The sequence below is a fragment of the Paenibacillus bouchesdurhonensis genome (assembly GCF_900155685.1).
GTDB lineage: Bacteria > Bacillota > Bacilli > Paenibacillales > Paenibacillaceae > Fontibacillus > Fontibacillus bouchesdurhonensis.
Map to the genome: position 1 here is coordinate 480,925 of NZ_LT732548.1, position 13,686 is coordinate 494,610.

The following is a 13,686-nucleotide window of genomic DNA, read 5'->3' on the forward strand; positions in this document are numbered from 1 at the left end:
CATAATTAGATACATGAAATCCATTTATTGTGTGACCTGTATGGCAGGTTAGTATATCCAACAGTTTATATAGGAGGACTTAAAGAATGGGATGCAGGTAAGGGCGAAAATTGATTCCGAAGAAACAGAGAGCTTTTTGAAAGAAGCGGGGGGCACTCTGCCATCTATGATCACTTTCGGGACAGGCCCTTTTTTTGCGATTTCTTAAAGAGGAAAATATGCGGTTTATGTCGAATGTTAAAGCATAAACATTAAATATAAAGCGGGTCAATTTTTAAAGGAAAGGAACCTGTATAAATGAAAAATCGCATAACACTCTCTCTATTCCTTGCTAGTGTGTCAGTTGCCATCGTTCCTATTGCACTGATGTTAGTATGGAGTAATTCATCGTGGTGGGTCGTTGGTGGGATATCTGTTGCCGTTGCTCTGTTGGCAGCTTGGCTGCTTTCTCGGGGGATTACGGGGCCGCTCCATCGTTTGAGCGAGTCTATTCTACAGATCAGCCGGGGAGACCTGTCGGAGCGGGTAAGCGGCGCCAACCGGAATGATGAGATCGGCACGGTGGCGAAACGGCTTCAGGAGGCTGTCGATAATTGGAATGTTATGATGGCAGAAATGCGGAAGGCGTCCAGCCAGGTTAACTTATCGGCAAACCAGCTATCAGCCAGTGCAGACCAAACGACCAAGGCGATCGAGCACGTAACCTTGGCGATTCAAGAGGTTGCGTCCGGTAGTGAACGTCAGATGCACAATATGGAAGAAGGCGTAAATGGGGTCGAGGATATATCGCGTCAGGCAGCGGCTATCTCGGGTCATATACAAGATGTGACTCAATCGATGGAGCAGACGACAGCGGTTGCCGAAGAAGGAAATACGTCCGTAATTAGCGTTGTAGAGAAAATTGAGCATATCCACCAGACGGTGGACGAGCTTGGCGCAGTGATTCAAAATTTGAGCGAGCACACTGAGAATATCGGCGGAATCGTTGGCGTCATTACGGGAATCGCTCAGCAGACCAATTTGCTCGCCCTAAACGCTTCTATTGAAGCCGCAAGAGCGGGCGAGGAAGGCCGCGGTTTTGCCGTCGTAGCCGCTGAAGTTCGCAAGCTTGCTGAGGGATCCGAGAACTATGCCCATCAGATCGAGGATCTGATCAGCGGAATCCAGTCGGAGGTAAGGCAGGCGCTGGAATCGATGGAAAATGCAAAGAGGGGCGTGGAAGAAGGAATTGTTGCCGTCGATATTTCCGGCCGCAGCTTCTCGCGAATCCGCAGAGCTGTCCGGGGAGCCGCAGACAAGATCGAAGAAGTATCCGGAGCTGCCAAGGAATTGACGGCTGGAGCCGATAAAGTATCGGAAACGATATCCGATATACGCAACATCACGGAGGATGGCTCCGAGAACATAGGAACGATTTCGGCTGCTGCCGAAGAGCAGTTGGCTTCCATTCAGGAAATTGCCTCCTCTACAAGCCAGCTATCTTCCATCGCCAGACAACTGGAGGAAATGGTCGGCAAGTTCAAGTTACAAAAGTCATGAAATTGTAATAAAATAGGGGAGAAAAGACTAGGTTGTCCTGCGAGTCATTGTGAATGACAGTTGGACAGCCTTTTTTTGTCGATGATACATTTCCGCTAATCTGTTTATGATTCGAAAGTTGGATGCATAAATGTTCCAGCGGGAATTCATTCTAACGAGAAAGATGCAATAGAACGATTTACTTAGACCTCGGTGTCGTTTAAGCTAATGTTAAACAAAGCTGTTTAAAGATAGCTTAAGACGGGGGTAGAGATGGTGGCTAGAAGATTAGAAGGCAAGCGAATTGCGCTTACCGGGCCTCGCCGTGCGGAGGAATTAGGCAAGCTGATCGAGAATATGGGGGGGATTCCGTTATATCGTCCAGCGCAGGGAACTGTATTTTTGGATGATGAGAAGCTGCGCCAGGGCATTCAGACGTGGGTTAATCATCCGCCGGACTGGTCGATTTTTACGACGGGAATCGGGCTGAATGCATTGTTTGATATGGCCGAGGAGATGGGGCTTCTGGATGCATTGCTCGACAACCTCTCCAAGTCGCATATTGCCGCGCGAGGATATAAGACGGTAAACGTATTGAAGAAGCGCGGACTGTCACCGCATGCCAGGGACGATGACGGCAGCACGGATGGACTGATCCGGGAGCTGGCCGCATATGATTTGAAGGATAATACGGTTTTGCTTCAGCTATACGGCGATCCCGCCCCGAAGCTTGTAGCCTGGTTGGAGGAGCAGGGAGCCTCCTGCACGGAAATTTTGCCTTACCGCCATATTGCTCCGCCGGAGGAGGCCTTGGATCGGTTGTTATATGACATCATTGAGGCGCGTGTTGACGCCGTATCCTTCACAAGCAGTCCACAGGTGAGATTTCTGCTGGGATATGCAGAGCAGCAGGAGCGTCTCGATGATCTTATAACTGCGCTGAAGGGCTCGGTCATCGCCGTAGCCGTAGGGAAGGTGACGGCTCAAGGATTATACGAAGCCGGTATTCCGCGTGTAGTGGCTCCAAAAGAGGAACGAATGGGCAGTATGATTGTCGAGCTGGCACGCTATTACGCTGGCGAAAGCGATCCCCTGCTGGCAGTAAAATAACTCTTTGGCAGGGAACTTAACAGACAGGAGGAGCAAATCATGAATAAGAAAAAAGCGCTGCTGATCGGAGATTACACTCATCCTAAATTTTATCCCCTGCAAGGGGTGGATCGGGAAATTACCCATATTTTAAATGATCATTTTTCGGTACAATGTACAGAGAACAATCATATGCTCGAGGAAAGCAATCTGCAGTCGTTCGATCTATGTATTTCCTATCATGACAGTTGGAGAGAGAAGCTGTCTTCCAAGCAGACCGCGGGCCTTCTGTCTTGCATCAGCGGTGGACGGGGCCTGCTCATCCTTCATAACGGTATTGTATTGCAAAAAAAATATGAGCTTGCCCAACTTATCGGCGCCAGAAACACAACGCATCCGTCCTTGCGAAAATTAGAAATGCGCGTCGCTGCGACGGATCATGACATTATGCAGAATATTTCGGCTTTTGAGATTGAGGACGAGCCGTATCAATTTGAATTCGATCCGTTTAGCGAAACGACCGTCTTACTGGAATATGAGATGGATGGAGAATGGCACCCCGCAGCATGGGCGCATTCCTATGGGCTCGGCCGTGTAGTTTATCTGCTGCCGGGACGTGATCAGGCCGTATTCCAGCATCCGGAATATCGCAAGGTTGTGCTGCAGGCTGCGAAGTGGGCGGCTCGGTCGCCGGGCTGAGACTGCTTCAGTGAATGTAGGGTTGAAGAAAATCGATGTGACGAGATATAACGGATTGTAGATCCTAAAAAGGCCGGAACGCTGATTGGATGGGCGGGTTCGGTCTTTTTAAATCAGGAATAACAAAATGACGAGGTGGATATATTTGACAACTTTTGATGGATGGGGCGTTTCGCCTGAGCTGATTCATACGTTACAGAGTCATGGCATTAGCCATCCGACGCCAGTGCAGCAGGAAGCCATACCTGTGCTGCTGGCAGGGGAGGACGTTATCGTGCAAGCCCAGACGGGAACGGGGAAAACGTTAGCCTTTCTGCTGCCGATCATGGACAAGCTGAAGGCAGATCGTCCTGATGCGCAAGCTTTGATTATTACGCCGACGCGGGAACTGGCCATTCAAATCACGGCGGAGGCACGCAAACTGGCGGCTGCCCGCGAAGGCATATCCATTCTAGCTGCCTACGGGGGACAAGATGTGGAGCGGCAGCTGCGCAAATTGCAAAATGGCACTCAGTTGGTCATCGGTACGCCGGGTCGTTTGCTGGATCATTTGCGCCGCGGCTCGCTTACGCTGGGAGCAGTGCGAATGCTGGTGCTTGATGAAGCAGATCAGATGCTGCATATGGGATTCCTTGCCGAGGTAGAAGCAATTATCCGCATGGTTCCAAACAGCCGGCAGACGATGCTGTTCTCAGCGACGATGCCGGATAACGTGAAGCGGCTTGCCAAGACTTACATGAATCGTCCCCGGGACATTCGGATTGCGGAAACCTCACGCATTACTCTGGACAGCATTCGGCAAATTGTTGTGGAATGCACAGACCGGGGCAAGCAAGGGGCATTAATCGAGATGATCCGATCTCATCGTCCGTATTTGGCGGTCATATTCTGCCGGACGAAGCGGCGGGCGAGCAAGCTCAACGAGGCTCTACAGGAGGCAGGCTTTGCTTCGGACGAGCTGCACGGCGATTTGTCTCAATCGAAACGGGAGCAAGTCATGCGGGCGTTTCGCGAAGCGAAGCTGGAGCTGCTTGTGGCTACTGATGTCGCTGCGCGCGGGATCGACGTAGAAGGCGTAACCCATGTATTTAATTATGATATTCCTCAGGATGTGGACAGCTACATCCACCGGATCGGCCGTACCGGCCGAGCTGGCGAGAAGGGGGTAGCGATAACCTTTGCTTCCCCAAGAGACATCGATGCGCTGCGTAATATTGAGCGAGGCATCGGTCTAAAGCTGGAACGGCAGCGCCAGGACAAGAGTGGAACAGCAGTCGTGGTAAAGGAGCAGACCGCAGGGAAGCGGGAGTCCAAGGATGGGGCCGGAAGAGGAAGAAGGCCGGAGGGCAGGAAGACGACAGGTGGAAAAACGAATGGAGGACGTCGGAGCTCTGGAAATGAGAGCAGTGGACGGGGGCGTACAGCCTCAACATCTGGACGGGCTCAGGGCGGTAAGAATGGAAGCGGAAGAGGCGGACGTGCTGACTCTTCTCCGCGGGGAGACGGCGGAGGCAGAAGCGGCGGAAGAGAACGCAGCGGGCGGCGAGGCCGCTAAATAGCGGTGCGTGAAAATGAAAGGCAACATAATGGCTCTAAAGTACGTTTAAAGAGTAGATATATCGCCCCTACCTATGGGGAAGGGGGAAGAGGGGAGAGCGTAAAGTGAATTACCGGAAGATGTCGTTATCAGTGATTTTAGTTTGTTTGCTAGCAGCAGTTGTCATGACCGGATGCGGCAAGGCTGGCTCTACAAAGCCGGATAATTCTGGGGTTATAGGGTCTAACGTGAATCCGTCAAATGACGGCGAGAATAAGGGAGCTGCCGAGGAGGAGCCGAAGGAAGGCACGGGGCAGGATGCTGAGCACAATGGGACGCAAGAACCGGGTGAAGGCTCTAGCACAGTAGACAAGGCAGCGGCTGCGGATCCTGACAGCGTTGCCGTACTCGTCAATAAGGAGTTGGCCCTTCCAGAGGATTATGAGCCTTCTGATCTGGTTTACCCGGATGTCCGCTTCATATTTAAAGAGAAGATCGAGAAGCGGATGATGCGAAGTGAAGCCGCCAAGGCGCTGGAGGAGATGTTCGCCGGGGCAGAAGCGGATGGGGTCTACCTCGCAGGTGTGTCCGCCTATCGTTCCCACAGCACTCAGAGATCCTTGTTTAACCGTTACGTGGAGAGAGACGGAGAAGAAAAGGCAAAGACGTATAGTGCCGTTCCAGGGCATAGCGAACATGAGACTGGGCTAGCTATCGATGTATCGGGAAGCGATGGCAAATGCGCGGCCGAGGACTGCTTCGGGGGAACGAAGGAGGCCGAGTGGCTTGCACAGCAATCCGCTGAATATGGATTTATTATTCGTTATCCTGAAGGCAAAGAATCCATTACAGGCTATAAGTACGAGCCCTGGCATTTGCGTTACGTCGGCAAAGAGATTGCGGCGGATATTTTTGCAAGAGACATTACGTTAGAGGAATATTACGATGCGGTTCCGGTATCCGGGACGCCTTAAGTTTCTAAGGGTTGGGCTCAAGCGCTATTCGGGCGAACGGATCGAGCTGGCTCAAGGAATAGGTTTGAGCGAAGAAATGATGGCTAAGCGGCGGCGAAGATTGGCGACTACTTTGCTGCGAACGAAGAGCCGTGCAAACGAGAACAAGAATTGCTTCAGGAATTATGGAGGGCCGGCGGCAGGAGCATCGCCATGCTTTGGCTCATATTCTAGTACCACTTGCCAACTCAACGCAATAAACGGTTTATGAAAAAGGTGATTCCTTGGAGAATCCCCTTTTTTTCATGCAAAATAGGAATGATCGCCCATAAAACAGTTGACAAATGATAATGATTATCAGTATCTTTAGAGCAGAGGATTTTTAGCTTAGATCATGGTCGGGTTATGTTCATATAAATAATCAATATATCGTAATTCGGAAAGGGAGATCGTTATGGTGGCATTAAATACATCCCACTTAAATATCGCTTATGGAGACCGTCTCATTGTAGAAGATCTGAACATCAATATCCCTAATGGGAAAATTACCGCTCTTGTCGGGGCTAACGGATCGGGGAAATCGACGGTGCTGAAGACAATGGCCCGGATTCTGCAACCTAAGGGCGGAGCCGTACTGTTGAACGGAAAATCCATTCATAAGCAATCGACCCGTGAAGTGGCGAAGCAGCTGGCAATTCTGCCCCAAAATCCGACGGCGCCTGACGGCCTAACGGTATATGAGCTGGTGTCGTACGGCCGTTTCCCGCACCAGAAGGGCTTTGGCAGCTTGAAATCAGAAGATAAGCAGGTTGTCGATTGGGCGATTAACGCCACCGGGATGAATGAGTTTGCGGATCGGGCGCTGGAACAGTTATCCGGGGGACAGCGGCAGCGGGCATGGATAGCTATGGCGCTTGCCCAGGAGACGGATATTCTATTTCTGGATGAACCGACGACCTTTTTGGATATGGCTCATCAGCTTGAAGTCTTGCAGTTGCTTGAGCAGCTGAATGCGGAGTCCAGCCGAACCATCGTCATGGTCGTGCATGACTTGAATCATGCGGCAAGATATGCCCATCACATGATTGCAATCAAGAAAGGGCAAGCCATCGCAGAAGGAGCACCGGCAGAAGTGGTAACGTCCTCGGTTTTGCGAGAAGTATTTGGCATCGAAGCCGATATAGTAACGGATCCGCGCAGTGGGGTTCCGCTATGCCTTCCGTATGAATTGTACCGGGTAGCCGAAAGCAAAGGGCAGCTCCCGAAGAGCAGCGTTCTTACCGGTGAAAAGGTAGCCGCATATTTATAGCCGCTAAGGCATTTATGCAGCCGACCGCCGTCATGCAGCGAAGCGCCTCGCGCGGGAGCGGCGCGTGGTGCGAGAATACGGCAGGCCAAAGCAGGAGGAGAATATGGATCGACAGGCTATCGACTATCAATTTCTAGAGCAGCATTGTCACGTAGTCCGTGACTATAGAGAGCAGGCCATCTTCACGATGGAAGGGAAGGACTTCCTAGACCGGCAATGTGCGGAACGGTTTCTGACTCAGTACCAAACCGAAATCAAGGGGCTCGATGTCCAGGTTGCAGCGACGTATTTTGCGGCAAGCTGGCGAGTTCTTTGCACGGCGCTGCATTATATGGTTTCATTAACGAGCTCTCGCTTAGACTTCAAATTGGAGAACTTAACGTTACAGATCGTCCTGGTGCGTCAATTTCCGACGATCTTTTTCGTGCTGCATGATGATGCAGAGCAGAAATGGCCCGAAGGGGATGCAAGCGAGTGGCGGGAAGAGCAACTGGGCTGCTTTTACAAGGAGACGCTGCGGCCGATTATGGAGGCGGCAGCCGACATATCCAAGCTTCCCGTAACACAGCTGTGGGGACAGCTGCCTCTGGGTGTGGTTTATTATCTTCAGCAATTAGCAAACCGGTTGGAATCCGAGGAGCAGCGTGACCTGCTAAGGGAAGACTATGAATATGTAAAGACGATTTCGGCCGATTGGTTTGGTATTAAGCGTAATCCGTTTGTTCTAAAGGAAATTATGGTGGATAATCCCTATGTGCATGGCGAGAAGATGCCTTTAAAGCCGACGTGCTGTCTTGCCTATCGAACGGATACAGGCCATGGATATTGCTATAGCTGCCCTAAGCTGACCAGAACGCAGAGGGAGCAAAAGCGGGCCGAACTGATGCAGCGCCAATTAGAATCCAGTAAATAAGCCGCCTCGAAGGGCGGCTTTTGTCATGGGATTTTAAATTATTCCTTAAGCGATTGCAAAGCATGCGCGATCGAGGTATCTCCCGCGATCAAATTAAAGGCGGTGTTCTCCGTTTCGGGCAGCGTGAGAGCAAGGACGGCTGTCTGGGCTAGATCACCTCGTGAAATAAACCCCGAATGGGTAAATTCATGGTGTACAGATACTTTGCCGATTGGTAATTCGTCCGTCAGTCCCACAGGACGTACGATGGTATGACAAAGCGTGCTCGCCTCGAGCACTTTTTCGGCCCGGCGTTTGGCTAATAAGTATGGTTTAAGAATTTTCGGCATTTGTTCTGGCTCCAATGTTCCCATAGAGCTTATAAGGACAAAACGCTTAACTCCGAGTAATTGGGATTGCTCGATCAAGCGAACGGTTCCGAGATGGTCAATTTCCTCGGGATCGCATTTATCTCCTGCGCCGACTGCGCAAATGACGGCATCCGCACCGTCCAGACCTTCCGAGAATGCAGATCTTAAATCTCCGATATAAGGTGTAGCCCCCCATTCAAGTAATTTATTCCGCTGTGTCTCGCTGCGAACCAGCCCCCTTACCTTATAATTTTTCTTTTGAAGCGCTTTAACAATATGCCGACCTGTTCTTCCGTGTGCTCCCGCCACGAATACGGTGTACATGGGCAGCCCTCCGATATCTAGATGATATTGGTAATTCTCCCGAATTACAGGGTTATTTATCATTACCCGCACAAAAAAAATTGATAGCCTCTTGCAATGTGAAAAAGATCACACTATAATAAGAGTCACAAGGTGAATGATTTCACAAATACATTGCTTTTTAAGTGATATATTTCACAATAAACACCCCGATTTTTGAACAATATATAACATCGGGCGATTATAAGGAGGAAGAAATGATGAGAGTAGCAGTTATTGGATGTACGCATGCAGGGACGGCAGCCATTGTAAATACAGCACAATTGTACCCCGAGGCAGAGATTACCGTATACGAGCGTAATGACAACATTTCCTTCCTGTCATGCGGCATTGCCCTATATGTCGGCGGCGTGGTCAAGGATCCCCAAGGATTGTTCTATTCTTCGCCGGGGCAGCTTGCGGAGTTAGGGGTAAAGACGAAAATGCTTCATGAAGTCATCTCCGTAGATACGGATCAAAAGGAGTTAACCGCGCGTAATTTAGAGACCGGGGAAGAGTTTGTAGATGATTTCGATAAGCTTATCGTGACGACGGGATCTTGGCCTGTTGTGCCGAAGTTTCCAGGGATCGAACTGGATAACATTATCCTGTCCAAAAATTTCAATCATTCCAATATGATCATTGAAAAAGGAAGAGAAGCGCAAAATATCGTGGTGGTTGGCGCTGGATATATCGGCATTGAACTTGTCGAAGCTTTTCAGATGAATGGGAAGAACGTCACGCTAATTGATGCAGAGCAGCGGATCCTGAGCAAATATCTGGATGCGGAATATACAGATCTGATCGAGGATTCACTTCGCGAGCGGGGAATTGCGTTGGCGCTCGGCGAGAAGGTTGAACGTTTTGAAGGTGCTGATAGCAAGGTAACTACCGTCGTTACGGATCATGGACAATATGCTGCAGATGTCGTCATTCTGTGTATTGGCTTCAAGCCAAATACAGCGCTGCTGAAAGGGCAGGTCGATATGCTGGATAACGGTGCCATTATCGTGGATGAGTATATGCGCACGAGCAAACGCGATGTATACGCGGCAGGCGATAGCTGTGCTATCTACTATAATCCGCTCAAAGACCATGCGTATATACCTCTCGCAACTAACGCGGTGCGCATGGGAACCCTCGCCGCTCGCAACCTGGTATCTCCGACGGTGAAATACATGGGAACACAAGGAACCTCTGGCATTAAAATTTATGAGAATAATATTGCGGGAACAGGCTTGACTGAGACTGCGGCCAAGGAGGCGGGGCTTCAAGTGGATTCAGTACTTGTGACGGACAGCTATCGTCCGGAGTTTATGCCTACTCACGAGCCGGTCATGCTGAAGCTCGTCTATGAGAAAGGAACAAGACGCATTCTTGGAGCCCAAATCATGTCCAAGGTAGACCTGACGCAATCGATAAATACGATCTCTGTATGCATACAGAACGACATGAAGATGGAGGAGCTTGCATTTGTGGATTTCTTCTTCCAGCCGCATTTTAACAAGCCGTGGAATTTTTTGAACAGTGCCGGCTTGCAGGCGCTCCCCGAAGTGCCAGCGCGTGAAATCGTACATGCTTAATTATCTTCTGTAAATAGCACCCAATCCTAATCCAACGAGTATGGCCACTGCCGAGGGAGATACATCCTATGCGCAGTGGCTTCTTACCTGTCTAACGTGACTTTTGTTACATTGTTGGCGCAGCAAGGCACGATACAATAATGATGAAATAGAGATAGAGTAGTGTCTAGTTATAGAGGAGATGATAACCATGGCTTATTACAAACCTCCGCAAATCGCGGAAATAACCGTGGATACGGGAGTCCAGAAGGCACGCAATCCGCTTCTGACGGTGATGATATTAGGATTTCTTGGCGGAGCCTTTATCGCTCTTGGCTTTTTGCTCGATATTCGAGTGATCAGCAACGCGCCCCAGGAATGGGGAAGCATTGTTAATTTCATCGGTGCTGCCGTGTTCCCGATCGGTCTTATTCTCGTTCTGCTGGCGGGCGGCGAATTGCTTACGGGCAATATGATGGCTGTGCCGTTGGCACGAATGGCTAAGCGCATCACGACGCTGGAAATGCTGAAGAACATCGTGCTCATTACCCTTGCTAATTTTCTGGGAGCTGTCTTTGTCGCCTATTTCTTCGGGCATGTCGTCGGATTGACAGCCAGCGGCCCTTATCTCGATAAGTTAATTGCTATGGCAGGGCATAAGCTGGATGATAGCTTCCTGCAGGCCTTCGTATCCGGGATCGGCTGCAACTGGCTCGTTGCCCTTGCTGTCTGGCTGTCCTACGGCGCGGATAATATGAGCGGCAAAATTCTCGGCATTTGGTTTCCGACTATGGCTTTCGTTGCTATTGGCTTCCAGCACGTTGTGGCCAACATGTTCTTAATTCCGGCAGCGATCTTTGAAGGTTATTTCTCATGGGGAGATTATATTAGAAATTTCGTGCCTGTCTGGCTGGGTAATTTGACCGGCGGCGCACTGTTTGTAGCGGGAGCCTACTGGACGGCTTATCTTAAGGATAAGGGCAAGCAGGTTAGTGCTAGCTCAGCAGCTGCTAACGGTCGAAAATCGGCTTAATTTACTAGGCGAAAATATTTTGCAGCGTAGGCCTTTCTCATAACCGACGGCATATTGCCGGGCGGAGGGAGAGGCTTATTTGCGTTCTATATCGGCGGATCTATATGGAGAAGGGCTTTGATCGGCCCTGAATTGAGCCTTTACATCAATTTGCAAAGAGCTATATGATAGGTTTGATACAAGTAGATATCCAATAATAGATTTGAGCATAATCCTTCGCTCACTGCATGTTTGGGAAAGGTGTGTATAAAGCATGATTCACGAACAGAATGGAATATTTCCGGCTGTGTGTCCGCTCGATTGCCCCGACACCTGCGGCCTGTTACTGCATAAAGAAGATGGAAAAATCGTCAAGGTTGCTGGAAATCCAGAACATCCGATCACCAAAGGCGCTATCTGCAATAAAGTCCGCAACATGACGGAGCGGGTATATCATCCAGAACGTATTCTCTATCCGCTCAGACGCATTGGCGCCAAGGGAGAGGGGAAATTTGAAAGGATTTCCTGGGAAGAAGCGATCGGGGAGATTGCCTCGAAATTTACGGAACTAATTCGGGAGCATGGCTCAGAGAGCATTATGCCCTACAGCTTCTACGGGAATATGGGAGCGCTCAGCGTGGACGGCATGGATCGCCGCTTCTTCCATAGACTTGGCTCGACCCGGCTGGATCAAGGCATTTGCAGCGCGGCTGGCAATGTGGGCTGGAAGTATACAATGGGATTTATGGGAGGGACGAGCCCGGAGGACACGGCCAAGGCGAAGTTGTTCATCGTATGGGGACAGAATACGGTGAGCACGAATATGCATGCGTGGTCAATCATCGAGAAGGCGCGCAAGCAGGGAGCGAAGCTGGTCGTGATCGATGTGCATCGGAATCGAACCGGCGATCGCGCGGACTGGTTCATCCCACTGCATCCAGGAACCGATTCGGCGCTGGCGCTAGGCATGATGCATGTCTTGTTTGAGCAGGGGCTTGTGAATGAGGAGTTTCTTGCGCAATACACGATTGGCTATGAAGAGCTCCGTGAGCATGTGAAACAATACACGCCGGACAAGGTCTCGGCGATTACGGGGGTGCCGGCGCAGCATATCGTGCAGCTGGCTCGGATGTACGGAGAGACGTCCCCTGCATTCATTCAAATCGGCAACGGACTTCAGCATCATGACAATGGGGGCATGAATGTCCGGGCGATTGTTTGTCTCCCTGCATTAACGGGGCAATGGCTTGTCGAGGGAGGCGGGGCGATCAAGTCAAATGGAGATTATGCAAAGTTCAATGGAGCCGCTTTGGCCCGTCCCGATCTGCGTCCGAACCCGAATGTCCGGGTTGTCAGCATGAATCAGCTTGGCGAGACGCTGTTGTCCCTTGATCCGCCAATTCGCGGGATGTTCGTCTACTGCTCCAATCCAGCCGTGGTCGCACCGGATACAGATAAAGTAGAGCAAGGCCTGCAGCGTGAGGATTTGTTCACGGTAGTACACGATCTGTTCATGACCGATACGGCCAAATATGCGGATATCGTCCTGCCGTCGACCTCGACCTTCGAGAATACAGATTTATATAAATCTTACTGGCATCACTACATTCAGCTTCAAGAGCCGGTTATCCCTCCGCAGGGCGAGAGCAAGAGCAATATGGAAGTGTTCAAGCTGCTTGCACAAGCCATGGGATTTGAGGAGGAGGCCTTTCTGGATACAGAGGAGGATATGGTTCGTCAGGCTTTGAATCACCCGGCTAACCCGTATATCGAGCATATTACGCTGGAACATTTGAAGGAGCATCGCTTCCTTAAGCTGAATATGGAGCATCAGAAGCGTCATCTGGACAGCCTTCCAACTCCATCTGGCAAAATTGAGCTGTACTCACAGTGTATGGCCGAAGCGGGCCTTCCGCCGCTGCCAACCTATGTTCCACTCATTGAAGGTTATGACGGTGAACGGCGTCCGCGCAAGACTTCGCCTTATCCGCTTATGTTCATATCCCCGCCGAACCACAGCTTTCTGAACTCCACCTTCGCTAATGTGGAGAAGCTGGCGAAGCTGGAGAAGGATCCTATGCTGCAAATCCATCCCGAGGATGCCGAGGTACGGGCAATCTCGGACGGGGACGAAGTGCTCGTCTGGAATGCCCGCGGCCAGTACCAGGCTACTGCCCAGGTGACAGAGAAAATGCTGCCGGGAACGGTGGTCAGCCAAGGCCTCTGGTGGGAGCGGGAGGGGAAGCGCCAGCGTGCAAATGCACTTACGCCGGAGCGCCTCTCCGATATGGGAAATGGAGCGACCTTCTTCTCGACTGTTGTCGAGGTAAAGCGTCAACGGAAGTGTGTGCCGAATAAATAAGATTGCGCGATACTAAATAATTATTTTTATGTATAGGAAA

General features: G+C 50.6%; 12 protein-coding genes. 11 read left to right on the top strand and 1 reads right to left on the bottom strand.

The window, feature by feature from the left end; genetic code table 11:
* Positions 1-297: 297 nt before the first annotated feature.
* The 8 genes from CZ379_RS06335 to CZ379_RS06370 all read left to right on the top strand — a co-directional run bounded on the left by CZ379_RS06335 (position 298) and on the right by CZ379_RS06370 (position 8,018).
* Positions 298-1,539 (top strand): methyl-accepting chemotaxis protein, encoded by a 1,242-nt coding sequence (locus CZ379_RS06335; RefSeq protein WP_110930890.1) that lies wholly within the window; start codon positions 298-300, stop codon positions 1,537-1,539.
* Positions 1,540-1,794: 255 nt separating this feature from the next.
* A complete protein-coding gene (locus tag CZ379_RS06340) occupies positions 1,795-2,628 on the top strand; it encodes a uroporphyrinogen-III synthase (RefSeq protein WP_110934261.1) in 834 nt (277 codons plus the stop codon).
* Between the two features lie 39 nt (positions 2,629-2,667).
* The gene (locus CZ379_RS06345) at positions 2,668-3,306 is read left to right on the top strand and encodes a ThuA domain-containing protein (RefSeq protein WP_110930891.1); all 639 of its coding nucleotides are present in this window, start codon (positions 2,668-2,670) and stop codon (positions 3,304-3,306) included.
* A gap of 145 nt (positions 3,307-3,451) precedes the next feature.
* Complete coding sequence (locus tag CZ379_RS06350) at positions 3,452-4,861, top strand: DEAD/DEAH box helicase (protein ID WP_234404837.1); 1,410 nt, start codon at positions 3,452-3,454, stop codon at positions 4,859-4,861.
* Between the two features lie 107 nt (positions 4,862-4,968).
* Positions 4,969-5,817 (top strand): M15 family metallopeptidase, encoded by an 849-nt coding sequence (locus tag CZ379_RS06355; protein WP_407668604.1) that lies wholly within the window; start codon positions 4,969-4,971, stop codon positions 5,815-5,817.
* 99 nt (positions 5,818-5,916) lie between these two features.
* Positions 5,917-6,030 (top strand): DUF3243 family protein, encoded by a 114-nt coding sequence (locus CZ379_RS27140; protein ID WP_110934263.1) that lies wholly within the window; start codon positions 5,917-5,919, stop codon positions 6,028-6,030.
* Positions 6,031-6,250: 220 nt separating this feature from the next.
* Positions 6,251-7,105 (top strand): ABC transporter ATP-binding protein, encoded by an 855-nt coding sequence (locus CZ379_RS06365; RefSeq protein ID WP_110930893.1) that lies wholly within the window; start codon positions 6,251-6,253, stop codon positions 7,103-7,105.
* Positions 7,106-7,208: 103 nt separating this feature from the next.
* Complete coding sequence (locus tag CZ379_RS06370) at positions 7,209-8,018, top strand: (2Fe-2S)-binding protein (protein ID WP_110930894.1); 810 nt, start codon at positions 7,209-7,211, stop codon at positions 8,016-8,018.
* 38 nt (positions 8,019-8,056) lie between these two features.
* Here the strand turns inward: CZ379_RS06370 and CZ379_RS06375 are convergent, their stop codons facing one another.
* A complete protein-coding gene (locus CZ379_RS06375; protein WP_110930895.1) occupies positions 8,057-8,692 on the bottom strand; it encodes an SDR family oxidoreductase in 636 nt (211 codons plus the stop codon).
* Between the two features lie 239 nt (positions 8,693-8,931).
* Between CZ379_RS06375 and CZ379_RS06380 the strand changes: the two genes are divergently transcribed.
* The 3 genes from CZ379_RS06380 to CZ379_RS06390 all read left to right on the top strand — a co-directional run bounded on the left by CZ379_RS06380 (position 8,932) and on the right by CZ379_RS06390 (position 13,646).
* Entirely contained in the window at positions 8,932-10,293 is a 1,362-nt protein-coding gene (locus CZ379_RS06380) for an FAD-dependent oxidoreductase (protein WP_110930896.1), read from the top strand.
* A 190-nt stretch (positions 10,294-10,483) separates the two neighbouring features.
* Positions 10,484-11,305, top strand: coding sequence for a formate/nitrite transporter family protein (locus tag CZ379_RS06385; protein WP_110930897.1), 822 nt, complete (start codon positions 10,484-10,486; stop codon positions 11,303-11,305).
* A 253-nt stretch (positions 11,306-11,558) separates the two neighbouring features.
* Positions 11,559-13,646 carry a molybdopterin-containing oxidoreductase family protein gene (locus tag CZ379_RS06390; RefSeq protein ID WP_110930898.1) on the top strand — a complete coding sequence of 696 codons (2,088 nt, stop codon included), beginning with the start codon at positions 11,559-11,561 and terminating at the stop codon, positions 13,644-13,646.
* The last annotated feature ends 40 nt before the right edge of the window (positions 13,647-13,686 follow it).

What these genes read in the sequence shown, in the direction of transcription:
- CZ379_RS06370 (WP_110930894.1), top strand. Translation starts at nt 7,209, where the DNA reads ATGGATCGACAGGCTATCGACTATCAATTTCTAGAGCAGCATTGTCAC.
- CZ379_RS06385 (WP_110930897.1), top strand. Translation starts at nt 10,484, where the DNA reads ATGGCTTATTACAAACCTCCGCAAATCGCGGAAATAACCGTGGATACG.
- CZ379_RS06345 (WP_110930891.1), top strand. Translation starts at nt 2,668, where the DNA reads ATGAATAAGAAAAAAGCGCTGCTGATCGGAGATTACACTCATCCTAAA.
- CZ379_RS06375 (WP_110930895.1), bottom strand. Translation starts at nt 8,692, where the DNA reads ATGTACACCGTATTCGTGGCGGGAGCACACGGAAGAACAGGTCGGCAT.
- CZ379_RS06365 (WP_110930893.1), top strand. Translation starts at nt 6,251, where the DNA reads ATGGTGGCATTAAATACATCCCACTTAAATATCGCTTATGGAGACCGT.
- CZ379_RS06380 (WP_110930896.1), top strand. Translation starts at nt 8,932, where the DNA reads ATGAGAGTAGCAGTTATTGGATGTACGCATGCAGGGACGGCAGCCATT.
- CZ379_RS06390 (WP_110930898.1), top strand. Translation starts at nt 11,559, where the DNA reads ATGATTCACGAACAGAATGGAATATTTCCGGCTGTGTGTCCGCTCGAT.
- CZ379_RS06335 (WP_110930890.1), top strand. Translation starts at nt 298, where the DNA reads ATGAAAAATCGCATAACACTCTCTCTATTCCTTGCTAGTGTGTCAGTT.